The 18,097-nt window shown below is 60.8% G+C and carries 16 protein-coding genes and 1 tRNA gene; 7 read left to right on the forward strand and 10 right to left on the reverse strand.

The features are described from left to right. Positions 1 to 59 precede the first annotated feature (59 nt). Entirely contained in the window at positions 60 to 260 is a 201-nt protein-coding gene (locus I3253_RS16495; protein WP_408647846.1) for a hypothetical protein, read from the forward strand. A gap of 213 nt (positions 261 to 473) precedes the next feature. Here I3253_RS16495 and I3253_RS16500 read toward each other — a convergent pair whose 3' ends face one another. Then, on the reverse strand, positions 474 to 950 hold the full coding sequence (locus I3253_RS16500) for a hypothetical protein (protein ID WP_197918920.1): 477 nt from the start codon (positions 948 to 950) through the stop codon (positions 474 to 476). Positions 951 to 1,387: 437 nt separating this feature from the next. Next, complete coding sequence (locus I3253_RS16505) at positions 1,388 to 1,744, reverse strand: ArsR/SmtB family transcription factor (protein ID WP_232272182.1); 357 nt, start codon at positions 1,742 to 1,744, stop codon at positions 1,388 to 1,390. Positions 1,745 to 1,841: 97 nt separating this feature from the next. On the opposite strand from I3253_RS16505, the gene I3253_RS16510 reads away from it, so the two are divergent. Then, a complete protein-coding gene (locus tag I3253_RS16510) occupies positions 1,842 to 5,195 on the forward strand; it encodes an efflux RND transporter permease subunit (protein ID WP_197918921.1) in 3,354 nt (1,117 codons plus the stop codon). Then, a complete protein-coding gene (locus I3253_RS16515) occupies positions 5,192 to 6,259 on the forward strand; it encodes an efflux RND transporter periplasmic adaptor subunit (protein ID WP_197918922.1) in 1,068 nt (355 codons plus the stop codon). Before I3253_RS16510 ends, I3253_RS16515 begins: the two co-directional genes overlap by 4 nt. Before the next feature lie 338 nt (positions 6,260 to 6,597). Here the strand turns inward: I3253_RS16515 and I3253_RS16520 are convergent. From I3253_RS16520 to I3253_RS16550, 7 genes are all read right to left on the reverse strand, one after another. Further along, a tRNA-Leu gene (locus I3253_RS16520) sits at positions 6,598 to 6,682 on the reverse strand. Between the two features lie 456 nt (positions 6,683 to 7,138). Further along, on the reverse strand, positions 7,139 to 8,140 hold the full coding sequence (locus tag I3253_RS16525; RefSeq protein ID WP_197918923.1) for an ABC transporter ATP-binding protein: 1,002 nt from the start codon (positions 8,138 to 8,140) through the stop codon (positions 7,139 to 7,141). Then, positions 8,137 to 9,171: a Gfo/Idh/MocA family protein gene (locus tag I3253_RS16530; RefSeq protein WP_197918924.1), complete on the reverse strand. Its 1,035-nt coding sequence runs from the start codon at positions 9,169 to 9,171 to the stop codon at positions 8,137 to 8,139. The genes I3253_RS16525 and I3253_RS16530 overlap by 4 nt, the downstream gene beginning before the upstream one ends. Continuing rightward, the gene (locus I3253_RS16535) at positions 9,168 to 10,007 is read right to left on the reverse strand and encodes a carbohydrate ABC transporter permease (RefSeq protein ID WP_197918925.1); all 840 of its coding nucleotides are present in this window, start codon (positions 10,005 to 10,007) and stop codon (positions 9,168 to 9,170) included. The genes I3253_RS16530 and I3253_RS16535 overlap by 4 nt, the downstream gene beginning before the upstream one ends. A 10-nt stretch (positions 10,008 to 10,017) precedes the next feature. Further along, entirely contained in the window at positions 10,018 to 10,932 is a 915-nt protein-coding gene (locus tag I3253_RS16540; protein WP_197918926.1) for a carbohydrate ABC transporter permease, read from the reverse strand. Positions 10,933 to 10,999: 67 nt separating this feature from the next. After that, entirely contained in the window at positions 11,000 to 12,253 is a 1,254-nt protein-coding gene (locus I3253_RS16545; protein WP_197918927.1) for an ABC transporter substrate-binding protein, read from the reverse strand. A gap of 27 nt (positions 12,254 to 12,280) precedes the next feature. Beyond that, positions 12,281 to 13,168 carry an N-acetylmuramic acid 6-phosphate etherase gene (locus I3253_RS16550; RefSeq protein ID WP_232237166.1) on the reverse strand — a complete coding sequence of 296 codons (888 nt, stop codon included), beginning with the start codon at positions 13,166 to 13,168 and terminating at the stop codon, positions 12,281 to 12,283. Positions 13,169 to 13,337: 169 nt separating this feature from the next. Between I3253_RS16550 and I3253_RS16555 the strand changes: the two genes are divergently transcribed. The 4 genes from I3253_RS16555 to nagA are packed head-to-tail and all read left to right on the forward strand — an operon-like array spanning position 13,338 to position 17,158. After that, positions 13,338 to 14,225, forward strand: a complete 888-nt coding sequence (locus I3253_RS16555) for a BadF/BadG/BcrA/BcrD ATPase family protein (protein ID WP_197918929.1) — start codon at positions 13,338 to 13,340, stop codon at positions 14,223 to 14,225. Continuing rightward, a complete protein-coding gene (locus I3253_RS16560; protein ID WP_197918930.1) occupies positions 14,212 to 14,961 on the forward strand; it encodes a GntR family transcriptional regulator in 750 nt (249 codons plus the stop codon). Before I3253_RS16555 ends, I3253_RS16560 begins: the two co-directional genes overlap by 14 nt. A 17-nt stretch (positions 14,962 to 14,978) precedes the next feature. Continuing rightward, positions 14,979 to 16,007, forward strand: coding sequence for an SIS domain-containing protein (locus tag I3253_RS16565; RefSeq protein WP_197918931.1), 1,029 nt, complete (start codon positions 14,979 to 14,981; stop codon positions 16,005 to 16,007). Continuing rightward, positions 16,004 to 17,158 carry an N-acetylglucosamine-6-phosphate deacetylase gene (gene nagA / locus I3253_RS16570; protein WP_197918932.1) on the forward strand — a complete coding sequence of 385 codons (1,155 nt, stop codon included), beginning with the start codon at positions 16,004 to 16,006 and terminating at the stop codon, positions 17,156 to 17,158. The genes I3253_RS16565 and nagA overlap by 4 nt, the downstream gene beginning before the upstream one ends. A 164-nt stretch (positions 17,159 to 17,322) precedes the next feature. On the opposite strand, the gene I3253_RS16575 is transcribed toward nagA, so the two are convergent. Then, complete coding sequence (locus I3253_RS16575; protein ID WP_197918933.1) at positions 17,323 to 18,093, reverse strand: P-loop NTPase; 771 nt, start codon at positions 18,091 to 18,093, stop codon at positions 17,323 to 17,325. Between the last annotated feature and the right edge of the window lie 4 nt (positions 18,094 to 18,097).

The following is an 18,097-nucleotide window of genomic DNA, read 5'->3' on the forward strand; positions in this document are numbered from 1 at the left end:
CGTTTCGCCATCTCGTATCCCTCCAAAAAGTTCGGGATACACCTTAGCTAACTGTCCGGATTTCCGGGACCACTTCAGACTACAACACCGAACGACCCCATTCAGCCTTGGACTACCAAACCCCGGCTGACTATGCGCGGACCCCGACCACCGCAATCGCCCGCCCCGCTACGCGAGATGAAAGCTCCACGCGTCGGGCGATTGCTCAACCTGCGCCAATCGGCGTAAACACAAACCGGGCTCCGGTCGCGGCTGGATGAAAGTTCAGTGGCAGGTCATACCCCACGGACGGCACGGAACAAAGTCTTCTGGGTGCGCCCTCGACATTGTGTCGGTGAAAAAATCTTGAAATGCATTGCCCTTGGCCTCAAGGAACTTTGTCTTGAAAACCGCCTCGAAATATTTGTCAAATCCGTTCGCCATACCCTGCTTACCCTAGCCCAATGCCTGCCGCGATTTCCGTGGTGCTGGACTCAATTTGTAAGGAGAACAGCACCAAGAAGAGCCGCCGCTGAAAGCGATTGAGACATCGGCGCAAGAACATGTATGCAACCAGCATCATCAACAGAAACCTGCGGGATAGTGGCATCGTGACCGATAAGCGGCAGAGCCTCTATTCCTTGCGCCACTGGTTTCAGGATCAGCTGACCAAGCGTGATGTGGTGGACCGAGCGCAAGCGCAGTTGATGGGGAATAAATTCCAGCGCCCCAAATGCGGCTATGGCAAGGATCTGGCAGAGTTGCGTGACATCATCGCCGATTTTGCGATCCCAACGCGATAACGCGATCACGTCACGCGACGCATTCAAACCGGACTGTGCCTCGTAGATCACTTGCAGACGCGCGTGCAACTGCAAAAGCGCGGCCTCTTCCTCAGACCGCGTGTGCGGCAGCAGATCGGCCAGCAGGCGCTCCATCTGCGCGAATTCTTGGGGTGTCAGCAACGTCATATCGGAACCATGCCGCGATCCGAGAGCGCGTCAGAGGGACGGAGGTCCGCTATGTGCAAAGCTGGCCGCTCATTTCGTTACCGATACGCTTGTAGCGATGGAAAACACGGGACGTGATCGGCTGGCGGAGTACCAAGAACACAAGACGATGTGGCGGGACATCGAGCTGGAAATTCGTCATTGCCAGAACTGGTTGCCCAACACAGCATCACCGTTTGTAACGCAGCATCTCGAAATCCGCAGCCGTCATGGTGTTGGTAGATGTCGAAGCTGGCTTGTTCATCGGCGATGGTGATGGTGGCTCGGGTGGACATGAAAAACGCGGGTGAAAAAGAAAAGCGGCGGGGCTACCACCAGCACGAATAGTAGACTTTGTCGCGGGTTTTGAGCACGGTGCGCGCCCAGTCGCAGAAGGCGAGATCGGTTTGGTGAGCGCTTCAGGCATCTGATAGTCTGGCCTCGAAGGGTTCGCAGTAAAGCCGATAGAGCAGCGAGATCACCTCACGCACGTAGGGATCGGCGAGCGAATAATGGATTGTCTGGGCTTCACGCCGCACCGTGACCAGGCCATGATGACGCAGCTTTGCTAGGTGCTGAGACAGAGAAGACTGCCCGATTCCTACGGCTTTCTGCAACAAGCCCACGCTGCGTTCGCCCTCGAGCAGTTCGCACAGGATCATCAGCCGATGCGGGTTGGACAGCATCTTCATCAGATCCGCAACTTCGGTTGCACGTGATTTTAGGGTTGCTATATACATGAAATGTAAATTAGGAATATCTAAATAACCTGTCAAGGTCTGGTCTGCCGACTCGAGAACTTCACGATTGGCGCCGCCTGGAGGCACCCGGCCTCCGACAGACACTGACGTTTGGGAAAACGGGAACATTGACGTGCTAAGCCGACTAATCGACATCTTCCTGCGTGGCAGCATGGCGCCTTTCATCATGATTGTCTCGCTCGTTCTGGGCATCGGAGCCATCGCGCTTACCCCGCGCGAAGAGGAGCCGCAGATCGTCGTGCCAATGGCGGATGTCTTCATCCGGGCGCCGGGCCTGTCGGTGGAAGCGGTCGAACGTCAGATCGTCACGCCGCTTGAAAAGCTCCTGAACCAGATCGATGGTGTCGAGCATGTCTATTCCGCATCCTACGCCGGGCGTGCCGTTGTCACGGTTCGGTTTTTTGTCGGTGAGGATCGCGAGGACAGCCTGGTCAAGATCTACAACAAGCTCTACTCCAACACGGATATCGTCCCGCCCGATGTTACGTCCTGGGTGGTCAAGCCGATCGAGATCGACGACGTGCCGATCGTCAATGTCAGCCTGTGGAGCGACCGGCCCGAGGCGGTCGGGGATTTTGAATTGAGGCGCATTGCCGAAGAGCTTGAGATCGAACTCAAGGCTTTGCACGATACCAACAAGACTTCGATATACGGGGGGCGGCCGCGGGTGATCCGGGTTGAACTTGATCCCGCCAGGCTGGCGGCGCGTCAGACCTCTGCGCTGGATGTCGCCTGGGCCCTTCGCGTGTCGAACGTTCAGCAGGTGGCCGGGTCGTTCGACCGTGCCGAGCGGTCATTCCCGGTAGAGGTGGGCGGCTTCTTTGATAGCGCCGAAGATCTGACACGGGCCGTAGTGAACGTGGTCGACGGCAATCCAGTCCTGCTTGGCGATGTTGCGCAGGTTATCGACGGTCCGGGTGAGCGCACAAGCTATACCTCGATCGGATTTGGCCCCGCCGATGACGGAGCTACCAGACTGGAGCAAGGCACCTATTATCCCGTTGTCCATGTCGCCGTTGCCAAGCAAAAAGGCACCAACGCGGTCGAGGTCGCCGACCGGGTGATCGAACGGGTCGATGAACTGGCACCGGTTCTGTTTCCCGAAGGCGTTCAGGCCCGGATTACCCGCAACTACGGCGAGACGGCCAACGACAAGGTGAATGAACTGCTTGAGGCACTGCTTGTCGCGGTTATCATCGTCATTGCGCTGTTGGCCTATTCCCTGGGCTGGCGCGAGGGATTGATCGTGGCGACAGCTGTGCCGATCACCTTCGCTCTGACGCTCACGGTCAACTACTGGGCGGGCTATACGATCAACCGAGTCACTCTTTTCGCGCTGATTTTGTCGCTGGGAATGGTCGTGGATGACCCGGTTGTCGACGTGGAAAACATCCACCGCCATTTGAAGATGGGTCGGGAATCTGCGCTCGATGCCGTGCGCACGGCTGTCAACGAGGTCCGACCACCGATCCTGTTGGCCACGCTGGCTGTGATCGTGTCCTTCCTGCCGATGTATCTGATCACCGGCATGATGGGGCCATACATGAGCCCGATGGCCCTGAATGTTCCCGTCGCCATGCTGATGTCGATGGTCGTTGCGTTCACGATAACGCCCTGGATATCCTATCATGTGCTCGCCAGAAAAGCCGGCGGCGGTGACGAAACGGCGGTCGCGCCGATCCAGCAATCCATGCTTTACCGCGCCTATGCCGGGGTTCTGGGCCCTTTGGTTCGGCGTCCTGCTTATGCGTGGAGTTTCGGGGGGCTGCTTGTGATTCTGTTCGGGGTCGCGGCAATGCTGATGGCACTGCGCGACGTGCCGCTCAAGCTTCTGCCTTTCGACAACAAGAACGAATTCCAGATCGTTATCAACCCGCCGGAAGGTACAACCCTTGAACGGACGGACGCCATTGCACGCGATCTGGCCGAGGTTCTGCGCCGCGCCCCCGAAGTACGCGATTTCCAGATATATTCCGGCCTTGCATCGCCGATGGATTTCAATGGCATGGTCCGGCATTACGCCCTGCGTGAAGGTCCCAACGTCGCCGAGATACGGGTGAACCTGGTGGACAAGGGCGAACGCGAAATGCAATCGCACGAGATCGCCCTGCGACTGCGCGACGAACTGGAAGCCGTGGCACATGCCGCCGGGGCACGAATCGCCATCGTCGAAGTGCCGCCGGGCCCACCCGTGCTGGCGACCATCACTGCCGAGGTCTATGGAGAGCCCGATCTACCCTATGAACGTATCCGCGGCGCCGCCCGCGCGCTCGAGGCGCGGTTGATCGCCGAACCGGGGGTCAGCGATGTTGATTCAACGGTCGAGGATGACAGCACGCGGCTGGTATTTGTGACCGACAAGGAAAAGGCCGCCCTGTCGGGCGTCGCGACCGACGATATTGTGCAGACTGTCACGATGGCGCTGTCAGGGTTAGACGTGGCGCGGCTTCAGCAGCCGCGCGAGGTGTCCCCGCTGCCGATCCGCCTGCAACTGGATCGGGCCGAACGGTCGGGTACCGAGGCGCTTGACGGCATGGCGGTGAAAGGGCGGCCCGGAGTGGTCAAGACCCGGACAAGCGGTGGCATCGCCGAAGCGCCGGTTCCGGTGGTTCGGCTGGGTGAATTGGGCACGTTTGAGCGTCGTCCCGCGGAAAAGGCAATCTATCACAAGAATTTGCGCCGTGTCGCCTATGTCTATGCCGAACCGGTGGGGCGGGCACCTGCCGACGTTGTCGCCGATATTGCGGCAGACCGCGTCGTACAGGCCAAACCCGGAGATCAGGGAAATCCACGTCCGGTGTCCGACCGCAGCTTCCTGGACAATGGTGGCGGCCTTGCCTGGGCCCTGCCAGAGGGGATTTCGGTCGCGTGGTTCGGCGAAGGCGAACTGAATATCACGCGCGACGTGTTCCGCGATCTCGGCATCGCTTTTGGCGTCGCTCTGATCGGCATTTACCTGATCCTGGTGTATCAGACGGCCAGCTACGCGATGCCGCTTATTCTCATGATCTCGATCCCGCTGACGATGATCGGTATCATGCCCGGCTTTTGGGTGCTGAACCTGCTTACCGGGGCGCCAATCGCGGGCTATGGGAACCCGGTGTTTTTTACAGCAACAGCAATGATAGGAATGATCGCGTTGTCCGGTATCGCGGTGCGCAATGCCATTCTGTTGATCGAATTCCTGCATGTGGGCCTGGCACGGGGGCAAACACTGCGCGATGCGTTGTTCGAAGCCGGTGCCGTGCGGATGCGCCCAATTCTCTTGACGGCCGGTCCTTCGGTTCTGGCCGCAATCCCGATCACGCTTGATCCTGTATTCTCGGGCCTTGCCTGGGCCTTGATTTTCGGGCTTTTCGTGTCCACGGCCTTCACCCTGCTTGTGGTGCCAATGACATATTTCTGGGTGTATCGAAACCGGCCGGGCCACGGGCTGCCCGCGCGGATGAAGGAGGCGTCTCAATGAAGATGATCATCAGGAGAACGATCGAGCTGGTGGTCGGCTTGGTTGTCATCGTGGGCGCAGTTCTGTGGCTGTCAGGTGGGTTCGACAAACGGATCGCGCCCACCCCGGCAGAAATAGCGAGCCCACGTGCGCCCGAAGACGCCCGGATCGCACAGGTTGAACGGACGGTGACTGACATTACCGAATGGACAAGTGGCGCTGTCGCATCCGCCCTGGAAACCGAGGTTTCGTCGCAAATCCTGGCACGGATCGACGACGTGCGGGCATCAGCGGGCGAAGCCGTGCTTGCAGGCCAGATCCTGGTCGAACTGGACCGGAAGGAGCCGTTGGCACGGGCGGCCCAGGCGCGTCAGGCAATGTCTGCGGCCAAGGCCCGGCTCGACCTGGCCAAGAGCGAATTGGATCGCTTCCAGGAGTTGTTTACCCGCAACGTTATCGCCCGCCAGCGCCTTGACCAGGCCACCGCCGAGTTTAATGGCGCCAAGGCGGATGTCGATCGTCTGGAAAGGGCGCTGGACGCGGCCGAGGCGGCGCTTGCTTATACGGAAATCCGCGCCCCAATGGCGGGCATTGTCGTGGATCGGCTGGCAGAACCGGGCGAGATGGCATCGCCTGGCCGTCCGCTTCTGCGGATTTACGATCCGTCTGCACTGCGGGTCGAAGTTCCGGTGCGGGAAACCCTGGCCGTCCATCTGTCCATTGGTCAGAGCCTCGAAATCGACGTACCGGCGCGCGGTATGACCTTCGAAGGCATCATTGAGGAAATCGTGCCCTTTGCAGAGCCCGGCGCGCGGACGTTGTTGGTCAAGGTCGGGCTTCCGGGCGATCCACAGCTTTATGCCGGCCTGTTCGCGCGGGTCGCGATACCGGCGGGGCAACGCACCAAGCTGTTGGTCCCGATTTCCGCGATCAGTCAGGTTGGCCAGCTCGATTTTGCCACCACTGTCGGTCCCGAACGCCGTCTAAGCCGACGCTTTGTCACGCTGGGAGAGCCGGAGGCCAACAACCGGATCGAAGTTTTAAGCGGCCTTGATGTCAACGAAACCGTGCTGCTTCGGCAGTAACTGGCGATTGACAAAAGGTTTTCCAAAGGCGGCACAGCAAGCTACTCGCCATTGCCGAGACCGGAATTGACCAGTGACCTGTTGGATAGGGACCACGTAGCAGACCTGCCCAATCAGAATGGGGTTGGAGATCCCCCGGTTTGGTGGATACTTTTCACTTGATGAAGAGGCGTATTCTTCATGCCAAGAACGAGAAACCCTCAAACGCTATTCAACGGGAACTGGGCCAGCTCAGGAGCGCAATTCGGTCGAACCGACGAGTCCTCGAAAGTCCTTGGGCACCCTCAAACCGCCCAACCCCTTGCTTGCACGGTTTTTCTGATTTCAAAAGGAGAGTGTGGTGCGGGTGAAGGGACTCGAACCCCCACGCCTCGCGGCGCTTGGACCTAAACCAAGTGCGTCTACCAATTCCGCCACACCCGCATCCGAACGCGGTGATACATGGCAGCGCTCTGGGTCGCAAGCATTCCCGCCGTAATGCCGAAGTATAATTGCATGTAAAATGAAATGGTTTCCGGCTTGTCGAAATCGGGAATGCGCATGCATCACAAGCCCCATTGATGGGCCTGATGAGACATACTCCGGATGCATTGCAAAAGCCTGGAATGCAAATTGTGGAGTGCGGCAACCCGGCACAGCAAGCCGTCTGCCAAGCCGCCCTGGTGAGAAATCGCAGGTTTTTTCGTCCGGCAACTCGTTCCACGGGCAGTGCCGATCTCCGGTCACGTTCAGCGAGCGCCCGGCGCACTTTTGCGCCCTGTGGCAATCGTGTTTCGCGGGGCCGCAACGCCGCACCCTGTTTTCCGTGTCCGCGCGGAACCGTGAATCAAGGCGAAGATTCGCCTCCTGAGCAGACAGCCTCAGGAGGCAGCGCCATGTCTATGTCGGTGAAACACGCTGACCGTCCCGATCAAAGGCATAGGTCTTTGCGGGATCAAAGCCCAGGCGAACAGTGTCCCCCGCTTCGATTGCGTGCTGGCCGAAAAGGCGTGCGGTGATCTGATGATCCTGGACATGCGCGATGACGTTGGTGTCGCCGCCAAGCTGTTCGACATGGCTGACCTGTGCGGTCAGCGCGCCGGTGTCGCTCAGGAACAGGTCCTCGGGGCGAATGCCGATCGTGCGTTCATCGCCCCCTTGCAGAAGGTCGCCGGGCAGGAAGTTCATAGAGGGCGACCCCAGAAAACCGGCCACAAACTGGTTGGCGGGGTTGTTGTAAAGCTCCATGGGCGAGCCGATCTGTTCGACCCGGCCGTCACGCAGCACGACGATCTTGTCGGCCAGTGTCATCGCTTCGGTCTGATCGTGGGTCACGTAGATCATCGAAGCGGCAAGTTGGCGGTGCAGGTTGGCGATCTCGATACGGGTGTTCATGCGCAGCGCGGCATCGAGATTCGAGAGCGGTTCGTCAAACAGAAACAGTTTCGGTTCGCGCACGATGGCGCGCCCGATGGCCACCCGCTGGCGCTGTCCGCCCGAAAGCTCGGACGGGTAGCGATCCAGATAGGAGGTTAGATCAAGCATCCGGCTGGCTTTGGCCACGCGGTCTTCGATGACGGATTTGGGCTGGCGTTCCTGTTTCAGGGCCAGCGTCATGTTGCCCCGCACGGTCAGATGGGGATAAAGCGCGTAGCTTTGGAACACCATCGCGATGCCACGTTTTGACGGGGGTGTGGTGTTGACGAGGTCGCCGCCGATCCGCACCTCGCCGGAACTGGCATCTTCCAGCCCGGCGATCACGCGCAGCAAGGTGGACTTGCCACAGCCCGACGGGCCGACAAAAACGACAAATTCGCCGTCTTCCACCTCAAGGCTGATGTCCTTGAGGACATGCACCTTGCCAAAGGTCTTGTTTACGTTGGTCAGGGTCAGCGCGGTCATTGCGGAGTCTCCTCAAGGGTCACGATGCAGCCGGTGCGGATGCTTTCATCGGCTGCCAGGCAGATGGCCAGCGATTGCACGGCGTCGCTCATATGGCGGGTCAGGTCGATGTCTTCGGCGATGGCACGCAACATGAAATCCTGCTCGGCATCGCATAATTCCTGATGGCCCGGTTCGCCGGGCATGTCGATCAGGGTGTCGCCGGCCGGTCGATGAACCAGAATACCACCGACACGTGTATGCCCGTCCACATCGGCCGAGGCGCCCTTGTCGGCATCGCTGATCGAGACAGAACCGTTCGGGCTGATGATATCCTTCACGAAAAACGCGGTCTCGGACATCATCGGCCCCCAACCTGCCTCGTACCAGCCGACCGAACCGTCGGAAAACGTCACCTGGAACTGGCCGTAATTGTACATGTCCTCGGCGATTTCGTCGCTCAGGCGCAGGCCGATGCCATGCACGCGCACCGGCGCGGCGTCGGTGATCTGACACATCACGTCGACATAATGCACACCACAATCGACGATGGGTGACGTGGTTTGCATGAGCGATTTATGGGTGTCCCATTCCGGTCCGCTGGACTGCTGATTGAGGTTCAGACGGAACACGTATGGCCCGCCAAGCCCGCGTGCCTCGGCGATCAGGCGCTGCCAGGACGGGTGGTGGCGCAGGATATAGCCGATCACGAGCTTGCGCCTTGTTTCCCGCGCCACGGTAACAACCTGGCGCGCGTCGGACACGGTGGTGGCCAGCGGTTTTTCCACAAAGACATGCGCCCCGGCCCGCATCGCGGCTATGGCAAAGTCCGCGTGGCTGTCGGAATAAGTGGCCACGACCACAAGATCCGGGCGCGTTTCCGCCAGCGCCGTGTGGAAATCGTCAAAGGCCGGATAGTGGCCAAGCTCGGGGTGGTCAACCACGCCAGAGCGGTTCACTAGCCCAACTATTTCGGCGCCGGGGTGGCGATGATGAGCCAGGGCATGGGACAGGCCCATATTGCCCAGCCCGGCGATCAGAACGCGGGTCATTTGACGGCTCCCGATGTGATGCCGCGGATCAGTTGCCGCGAGAAGATGACATACAGGATCAGCACCGGCAGGATCGCCATGGACAGCGCGGAAAGCACGGCGTTCCAATCGGTCACGAACTGCCCGATAAAGACCTGGCTGCCCAATGTCAGGGTTTTGACTTCTTCGGCCGGGGCCAGGATGAGCGGGAACCACAGGTCGTTCCAGATCGGGATCATGTTGAACACCGCCACCGTGGCCATGGCCGGGCGGACCAGTGGCAGGACAAGGCGGAAAAAGATCGTGTATTCGCTAAGCCCGTCGATGCGCCCGGCGTTCTTGAGATCGTCCGATACCTGGCGCATGAATTCAGACAGGATGAAGACAGCCAGCGGCAGGCCCTGAGCGGTATAGACCAGGATCAGCGCCCAAAGCGTGTTCACCAATCCGGTGGCGACCATCATTTCCAGAATGGCGACGGTGCCGATGCGGATCGGAATCATGATCCCCAGCGCCAGGTAAAGCCCCATGATCATGTTGCCGCGAAAGCGATATTCGCTAAGCGCATAGGCCGCCATTGCTCCGAACAACAAGACAAGGAACAGCGATCCGACGGTGACAATCATCGAGTTCTGGAAGTAGAGAAAGAAGTCCCCCTGCTTCATCACCGTCTGATAGCCGACCATGGAAAAACTGTCGGCATCGGGCAGGGCCAGAGGCTCGCGAAAGATCGCCTTGCGGGTCTTGAAGCTGTTGATCAGGATGACGAACACGGGGAACAGCGCGATCAGCGTATAGAAAATCAGCGCGCCGTGCATGGCGAGTGTGTTGAACGGGTTTGTACGGGCCTTGTTCATGGTCGAGTCCTTACAGCTGGTACCGGCGCATCCGGGTCTGGATGCCGAACAGGTAGATGCAGACACCAATCAGGATGATCGCGAACATGGCGCCTGCAATCGCCGAGCCCATATGCGGATCGCCCAGTTGCAGCTGGAAACCAAAGAATGTCCGATACATGAACGTGCCCAGGATGTCGGTTGAGAAATCCGGCCCGGCCAAGGCGCCCTGCGCGGCATAGATCAGATCGAACGCGTTGAAATTGCCAACGAATGTCAGGATCGAAATGATCCCGATCGACGGCAGGATCAGCGGCAGTTTGATTTTCCAGAAGGCCGAGGCCCCCGTGATGCCGTCCACCTCGCCGGCCTCCAGGATCTCTTCGGGGATCGACAGGAGCGCGGCATAGATCAGCATCATCGGAATGCCGACAAACTGCCAGACCGAAATCAGAGCCAGCGTGGTCAGGGCGTATTCCTCTTTGCCCAGCCAGGGCGCGAACAGGGATTTCAGGCCAACCGCATCCAGCATCGACGGGGCTATCCCCCAGATTGGCGACAGGATCAGTTTCCATGCAAAGCCGACAATCACAAAGGACATGATCGTGGGAATGAAGATGGCCGAACGGTACAGGGCGGCGAACCGCAGGCGCGGATGGCTGAGGATCGCGGCCAGCGCGATGCCGATCGGGTTCTGCACCAGCATGTGAACAATGAAGAACCAGAAATTGTTGCCCAGCGCGTTCCAGAACTGTTCGGACCAGATCGGATCAAAGAACAGGGTCTGGAAATTCTGCAATCCGACAAAGACACGTTCCTGATCGACCTTGGAATAAAGCGCCAGTCGCAGCGTGTTGAATAGCGGAAAGATCATCACCGCCGAATAGATCAGGACGGCGGGCGCGAGGAATACGGCAATATGCCAGCGGATACGGGCGCGATGCATGGGGAGGCCTCCGGTTCAGGGTTCCCCGGGCGGACAGGCCCGCCCGGAGAGATGCAGTAGGGGAGAGTTACTGCTGAGGCGCGTACCAGCTTGCCAGGCCGTCTTGCAGCTTCTGGCCCAGTTCCTCGGGTGTTGCGGTACCCTTGATGGCCGCGACGGAAGCGCCCCAGGTCTCGTTTTCGAGGTTGGGCGTGCCGCGTGACAGGATCTGATAGGTAGAGCGGATGGTCGATTCACATTCGCCGCGCCATGAAGCAAACTCTCTGGCCAGCGGATCCTGCAATTCGACAGGTGCCTTGGACAACGGGAAAAAGCCGGGCAGCGCGTTGCCGAAGATCTCGGCGAATTCCGGGCTTGCAACCCAGGACAGGAAGGTTTTGGCCGCTTCGGGATTGTCGGTGGCGGCATTCATGCCGATGCCGATATCGGTGTGGTCCGAAATATAGCACGTGTCGCCGGCCTTCTGCACCGGCGGCTTGAAGGCGCCCATTTCAAAATCAGCCTGGGCGTTGAAGCCCGAGATTTCCCACGAACCCGCCGGATAGATTGCCGCGCGACCCAGGGTAAAGATGTTCTGGCTGTCGGGATAGGTCTGTGCCTCGTATCCGTCGCCCAGATAGTCGGCCCAGCGTGCCAGCGTGGCATAGGGGGCAACCCATTGCGGATCGGTCAGTTTTTGTTCGCCACTGATCAGCGCATTGCGGCCTTCCTCGCCCTTCCAGTAATTCGGGCCGATATTGTTGTAGCCCATGGTCGCGGCTTCCCACTGGTCGTTGGTGCCCATCGCCATCGGGATATAGCTGCCATCTTCCTTGATCGCGTCCAAAGCCGCAAAGAATTCGTCCTCGGTTTGTGGCACGGACAGGCCCAGTTCGTCGAAGGCATCCTTGTTATAGATGAATCCATGGATCACGGACGCCATGGGAACGCAGAATGTCACCGAGCCGTCATCGGTCGTCCAGGCGGATTTCGCAACGTCCGAAAAGTTGTTCATGGCTTCAAGATCGTTCAGGCCGGCCAGGCGGCCCGAATCATAAAGCGCCAGCGATGCGTCGAAGGGGCGGCAGGTGATCAGGTCGCCCGCAGATCCCGCGTCGAGCTTGGAGTTCAGCACCGCGTTATATTCCGCCGGAGCAGAGGGGGTGAATTTCACCTTGATGCCGGGGTTCTTGGCCTCGAAAGCGGGGATGATCTTGTCCTGCCAGAGCGTCAGGTCGTCGTTGCGCCAGCTTTCGATGGTCAGTGTTGCGTCCTGCGCCAGCGCGCCGGTGGCGATCAGGGTCGAGCCCATCAGCGCCAGGATCAGTGATTTTTGTGACATGGTTGTCCTCCCAGTTGGATCAAAGTGTCAGGTTGCACGCGCCAGGGCGGCGCGCAGGTTGCCTTGGGTGTCAAAAAGCAGGTCTTCTGCCTCGGACGGTGAAAGATTCGCGGCGGCGACAAGAATGGCCGGTTTGACCGCGCCGCCAGTTGCCTCAAGCGCCGCTTGTGCGGCGACTTCGCTCACGCCGGCGATGCGGCGCACGATTCCGGCCGCGCGGGCGCGCAGCTTGATATTGTCGGCGCGCAGGTTGACCATCATGCCATCATGAACGTGCCCCAGCTCCACCGCCATGAGTGTGGAAAGCATGTTGAGGGCAATCTTTTGCGCCGTGCCCGCTCCCATGCGTGTGGAACCGGACAAAAGTTCCGGCGGCGTGTCCAGCAGGATCGGATGATCGGCGATTTCCAGGAGTGGCGTATCCGCATTGTTGGCGATGCCGATGACTGTTGCACCCTGCGCCCTGGCGATCCGGACGGCGGTCACGGTGAAGGGCGTGGACCCGCTTGCCGAGATGGCGATGACGGTGTCGCGCGCGGCGACATCCTTCAGCGCACCTGCCAGCCCGGCCGCGTCGTCCTCGGTGTCTCCGGGCATTTCGACGCCGCTGGGCAAGCCGCCCGCCATGTGAATGCGGATGTTTCTTGGCGGGATGGAGAAGGTACCGCCCAATTCCTGTGCATCGGCCGCGGCCATCAGGCCAGAGGATCCAGCGGCCACATAATGCAGTACGCCGCCGGTCCGTATGCTGTTTGCCATGGACGGGGCGGCGCGCGAAATTGCCGTGGCGGCGCGCCGTACGCTGGATGCGGCGGCGATCTGCCCCTCGACCAGCAGTGCGGCAGACTCGGCCAGCGGGCGCTGGTCCAGCCCCCTGGCGTTCGGATGCAACTGTTCGGTCGCGCGGTGTTCCAAGTGATTCCCCCTCATGGATGTCAATACAATACCTTTTTAATACCTTTTGTCCAGCCCTGAGCTTTTTCGCCAAAAATGCGTTGATATTGCTGAGGTAACTGCCGAGTCACGCACATGCGGCCCCACTTTGGTCTTTCAATCCCCTCATAGGTATTATAAAGGTATCACTATGAGTGAATCGTCAAATACTGCCGTCCTGGCGCTTGATGGGGGTGGAACCCGCTGTCGCCTGGCGTATCATTCCGGGGCCGGCGTGATTTCGGTCGAGGCTGGGTCCGCAAATGTGTCGACGGATTTCGACGGCGCCATCCGGCAGATCAAGGACGGGTTAAGCGCATTGGCGCAGAAGGTCGGGTGCCCGGTTACAGACCTGATGCGCGCGCCGTGTTTCCTGGGGCTTGCCGGCGTCACCGGCGCAGAGATGGCCCTGCGTTTGCAGCACGCATTGCCTTTTGAATTTTCGCGTATCGCGGATGACAGGCCGGCGGCCTTGCGCGGCGCGCTTGGCCTGCGCGACGGAGTAGTGGCCCACTGCGGTACCGGATCGTTTTTCGCGGCCCAGATTGATGGACATATGCGGTTCGTCGGCGGCTGGGGACCGGTTTTGGGGGATGAGGCATCGGCCCAGTGGATCGGCCGGCATGCATTGCGGGCCGTTCTGGATTGTGTGGATGATCTGCGCGCGCCGACGCCCCTGTCGGACCGCCTGTTGGCCGATCATGGGGGTGCGGCGGGAATTGTCCGGTTTGCCGGAACGGCATCGCCCGCCGCGCTTGGGGGCCTGGCCCCGCTGGTCACACAGTTTGCGGATGCGGGCGACGATCTGGCTATGGCCGTGATGCGCCTCGGGGCGGAAGAGATCGCGCACCTGGTGCCGGTGTTGGGCTGGAGGCCGGGCATGGCGCTGTGTCTGACAGGTGGAATCGCGCCGCATTTTGCCCCTTTCCTGCCGCATGACCTGCGGGCGAGCGTGGTGGCGCCGGATGGCGCGCCATTGGCGGGCGCCCTGGCGCTGGCGCGGGAATTCGCAGAGGAGCTTGCCAATGAATGCAACTGAATTTCTGCGCCCGGAAGGTTGGTTGGGACAGGGCAGCGGCCCGCGCTATGTTCAATTGCGCCGCCGTCTGGAAGAGGGAATCGAGACAGGAATCCTTCCGCCGAATTCCTCTTTGCCACCGGAACGCGAGATTGCCGATATCACCGAATTGTCCCGCGTGACCGTGCGCAAGGCCATTCATGAACTGGTGCAGAACGGGCTGGTGGAGCAGCGCCAGGGCTCTGGGTCGTTCGTGCGCGAGCCGCTGACCCGGGTGGAGCAATCGCTCTCTCACCTGACATCCTTTACCGAGGACATGCTGAGCCGGGGCATGGAAACCACGTCCAAATGGCTGGAACGTGGCCTGTTCATGCCCACCGCTGCCGAGGTTGCCGCATTGGGAATCGCCGAGGGCGAACAGGTGGCACGTATTTACCGGCTGCGCGAGGCAGGCGGACGCCCGATGGCGCTGGAACGGGCCGCGCTGCCGCTGGATTTGCTGCCCAACCCGATCGAGGTGACAACCTCGCTGTACGAAGTGCTGGATCGGCTCGGGCACCGCCCGGTGCGGGCGGTTCAGAAGATTTCCGCCGTCAATCTGCAAGCGCGCGAGGCCGACCTGTTGGGTGTTGCAGAAGGAGATGCCGGTTTGTCAATCGAACGTACGTCCTTTCTGGCGGATGGCCGGGTGGCCGAACTGACCCGCTCCCTGTATCGCGGCGACGCCTACGATTTCGTAGCCGAACTGCGCCTGTAATCTGAGAAGGCTGAATCATGGTATCTGAAACAACCCAAATGCATCGCGAAATCCGGGAAATCCCGGACGCTGTGGAGCGGCTTTTGACCAGAGGTGCGGCAGCGATCCAGACCACGGCCAGCCGCGCGCGCGATCTGGATCCGCCGTTTTTGCTTTCGGTGGCGCGCGGCTCTTCGGATCATGCCTGTACCTATTTGAAATACGCCAGCGAGCTTGTCCTGGGGCGCGCCATGGCCTCGGTCGGGCCATCGGTGAATTCGGTATACGGGGCGCAGCTGGCCGCCAATGGGGCCATGTGTCTTTCTGTCTCGCAATCCGGCCAGAGCCCGGACATCGTGTCGATGACAGAATCGCTGCGTGGTTCCGGCGCCCTGACCGTTGCAATCACAAATGACGAAGGTTCGCGCCTGGCAGCGGTTTCCGACGCGACGTTGCCGATCCATGCCGGTCCGGAACTGAGTGTCGCGGCCACGAAGACTTTCGTGACATCGCTTGTCGCGGGGCTTTGGCTGGTGGCCGAAATCCGGCAGGATACTGCGCTTTTGACCGCTATCCGCGCGCTGCCGGGCCATTTGGACGGTGCGACGCGTTGTGACTGGTCCGAGGCGGCGGGCGTGATGGATGGGCGTTCGCTGTTTACATTGGGCCGTGGCCCGTCCTGGGCGATCTCGAACGAAGCGGCCCTGAAATTCAAGGAAACCTGCCTGATCCACGCGGAAAGCTACAGTTCCGCCGAGGTGCTGCACGGACCGGTGTCGATCGTGGAACAGGGCTTTCCGGTGATCGCATTCGCCGCAGGCGATGCGGCAGAGGACAGCCTGGCCGGCACCGCGGATGCATTGGCGGGCAAGGGCGCGCGCGTCTTCGCCACGACGGACCGGGTCAGCGCCGCGTCGCGGTTGCCACATGTGCGCACCGGCCACTGGCTGACCGACCCGGTGGCAGCTATCGTTTCTTTCTACGGTATGGTTGAAAACGTGGCCGTGGCGCGCGGGATCAATCCCGACGCCCCCCGGCATCTGCGCAAGGTGACGGAAACGGTATGACGCGAACCATTACGACATTCCGGAACGGGCAGGTGTTTGACGGCCATCAATTGCACAAGCGTGTCGCCGTTCAGTTTGTTCAGGGGCGGCTGGCCCGGATCGGCCCGGAACGGGACATCGGCGCGCATGGGGACGTGATCGATCTTGCCGGCGATATTCTGAGCCCCGGCTATGTCGACTTGCAGGTCAATGGCGGCGGTGGGGTCATGCTGAACGACGATCCTTGCCCGGATGTCTTGCGGCGGATCGCGCGGGCACATCGGGGCCTGGGTGTGGCCGCGTTCTTGCCGACCCTGATCACGGATACGCCGGACAAAACCCGCGCCGCGATTGGCGCGGTTCAGGAGGCCATTCGGCTTGGTGTGCCCGGCATCGCGGGATTGCATCTGGAGGGGCCGCATCTGTCGGTTGCGCGCAAGGGGGCGCATGATGCCGCCCTGATCCGCGCAATGACAAATGAGGATTTGAATCTGCTTCTGGCCGCCGCCCGGTCATTGCCCCTGCTCAAGGTGACGGTGGCGCCGGAGAATGTGAGCGAGGCGCAGGTATCGCAGCTGGCCAGCGCCGGGGTGCTTGTTTCATTGGGGCACACGGACGCGGATTTTGCCACGTGCCAACGCTATGCCGGGGCTGGCGCGACATGTGTGACGCATCTTTTCAATGCGATGAGCCAGATGGGCAACCGCGAACCCGGCGTTGTCGGCGCGACGTTGGAAAACGGCGCCCTTTCAGCGGGCTTGATCGCGGATGGCGTGCATGTTCATCCCGCCACCATGCGGGCGGCCTGGCGGGCGAAAGCCGGACCGGGCCGGATTTACCTGGTCAGCGACGCGATGGCCGTGGCCGGAAGTGACGAGACGGAATTCCGGCTTGGGGAGCGGGTGATCCAGAGAAAAAACGGGCGTTTGACCCTGAGAGACGGGACGCTGGCGGGCGCGGATCTGGACCTGACGACAGCGGTGCGGGTGCTGGTGGAGCAAGCCGGGGCGCGAACGGCGGATGCTCTTGCCGCCGCGACACGCGTGCCCGCCTCTTTGATCGGGCGGTGGAATGGTCTGGCGGAAGGCAGCGGTTATCCGATTGACGAGATGATCGTGATTTCCGCGGGCCTGGATCAGGTGACACCGGCTGATGCCCTGACGGGGGCCTGATAGCTGCCCTCTCCCGATGAGTCGCGAGGTTGCGGGGCGTTGAAATTACCCCTGATTTAGGTCTGTCCCATCCCGACCCCGACCGGGTTTCGGACCGGAAAAATCCGCATCGGTATCACGTCGGTATTACGTCCGCATCACGTCGGCGCAAAAAGCCGGGCCTTTCAGAAGGAAAGTTTGCCGTCTGCGCGGTTCAGCATGACCCCCAAAAGCGGTGTGACCTCGCTCAGCATCTGCTCGACCTTGGCGACATCCTCTGCCGTGGAAACCCCGCCACCGGCCACGACCAGCACGCCATCGACATTGGGCAACACCGCAAGAACATCGTCATGTTCCAGTGCCGGGGGCAGATCGAACAGCATCAGATCGGGACAAAGCAGATCCGACAATTCGTCAAGCACGTCGGCCGTCATCGTATCCTGGAACAGTTCGGCGGCGTTGTTCTGCGGAGTGGCATTCAGACCGAACGCCAGGTTGGGATGGGTGCGCAGCAGAAATTCCTCGGGGGCAAAGGCACCCTGAAGGTAATCGGCCATGCTGTGCGGCGGCCGAATCCCCAAAACCTCGTGCAGGGACGGGGTGCGCAGGTCAAGATCCAGCACCACGCTGCGGGTCGCCTCAAGCCGGGCCACGGAAAAGGCAAGGTTGGCGGTGACAAAGCTGCTGCCGCAGCCGCGCGTGGGCGCGGTGATGGCGACACGGGACCAGCCCTGTTCCGCCAGTGCCTGCAAAAGCCTTGTGCGCAGCATGTCAAAGGCGGCGTGAGCGGGATCGGTCCGCGCCGCCGTGATCACGTGTTGGCGGGCCAGAACCTCCGGGTCCGGCGTGGTCAGCAACAGGCTTTCCCAATAGACATCGGGATCGTGCACCGCCGGGAGCCTTTCTACGGGCGCGTCGGCGACGATCTTGTCGTCCTGTTGATGATCCTCGGTCATGGGG

This window comes from Thiosulfatihalobacter marinus (assembly GCF_016019955.1).
In the GTDB taxonomy this organism is placed as follows: domain Bacteria; phylum Pseudomonadota; class Alphaproteobacteria; order Rhodobacterales; family Rhodobacteraceae; genus Shimia; species Shimia marinus_A.

Bases quoted from the DNA above. Each gene is read 5' to 3' on its own strand.
- I3253_RS16515 (WP_197918922.1), top strand. From the start codon at position 5,192: ATGAAGATGATCATCAGGAGAACGATCGAGCTGGTGGTCGGCTTGGTT.
- I3253_RS16575 (WP_197918933.1), bottom strand. From the start codon at position 18,093: ATGACCGAGGATCATCAACAGGACGACAAGATCGTCGCCGACGCGCCC.
- I3253_RS16500 (WP_197918920.1), bottom strand. From the start codon at position 950: ATGACGTTGCTGACACCCCAAGAATTCGCGCAGATGGAGCGCCTGCTG.
- I3253_RS16530 (WP_197918924.1), bottom strand. From the start codon at position 9,171: ATGACCCGCGTTCTGATCGCCGGGCTGGGCAATATGGGCCTGTCCCAT.
- I3253_RS16525 (WP_197918923.1), bottom strand. From the start codon at position 8,140: ATGACCGCGCTGACCCTGACCAACGTAAACAAGACCTTTGGCAAGGTG.
- I3253_RS16560 (WP_197918930.1), top strand. From the start codon at position 14,212: ATGAATGCAACTGAATTTCTGCGCCCGGAAGGTTGGTTGGGACAGGGC.
- I3253_RS16540 (WP_197918926.1), bottom strand. From the start codon at position 10,932: ATGCATCGCGCCCGTATCCGCTGGCATATTGCCGTATTCCTCGCGCCC.
- nagA (WP_197918932.1), top strand. From the start codon at position 16,004: ATGACGCGAACCATTACGACATTCCGGAACGGGCAGGTGTTTGACGGC.
- I3253_RS16565 (WP_197918931.1), top strand. From the start codon at position 14,979: ATGGTATCTGAAACAACCCAAATGCATCGCGAAATCCGGGAAATCCCG.
- I3253_RS16545 (WP_197918927.1), bottom strand. From the start codon at position 12,253: ATGTCACAAAAATCACTGATCCTGGCGCTGATGGGCTCGACCCTGATC.
- I3253_RS16535 (WP_197918925.1), bottom strand. From the start codon at position 10,007: ATGAACAAGGCCCGTACAAACCCGTTCAACACACTCGCCATGCACGGC.
- I3253_RS16555 (WP_197918929.1), top strand. From the start codon at position 13,338: ATGAGTGAATCGTCAAATACTGCCGTCCTGGCGCTTGATGGGGGTGGA.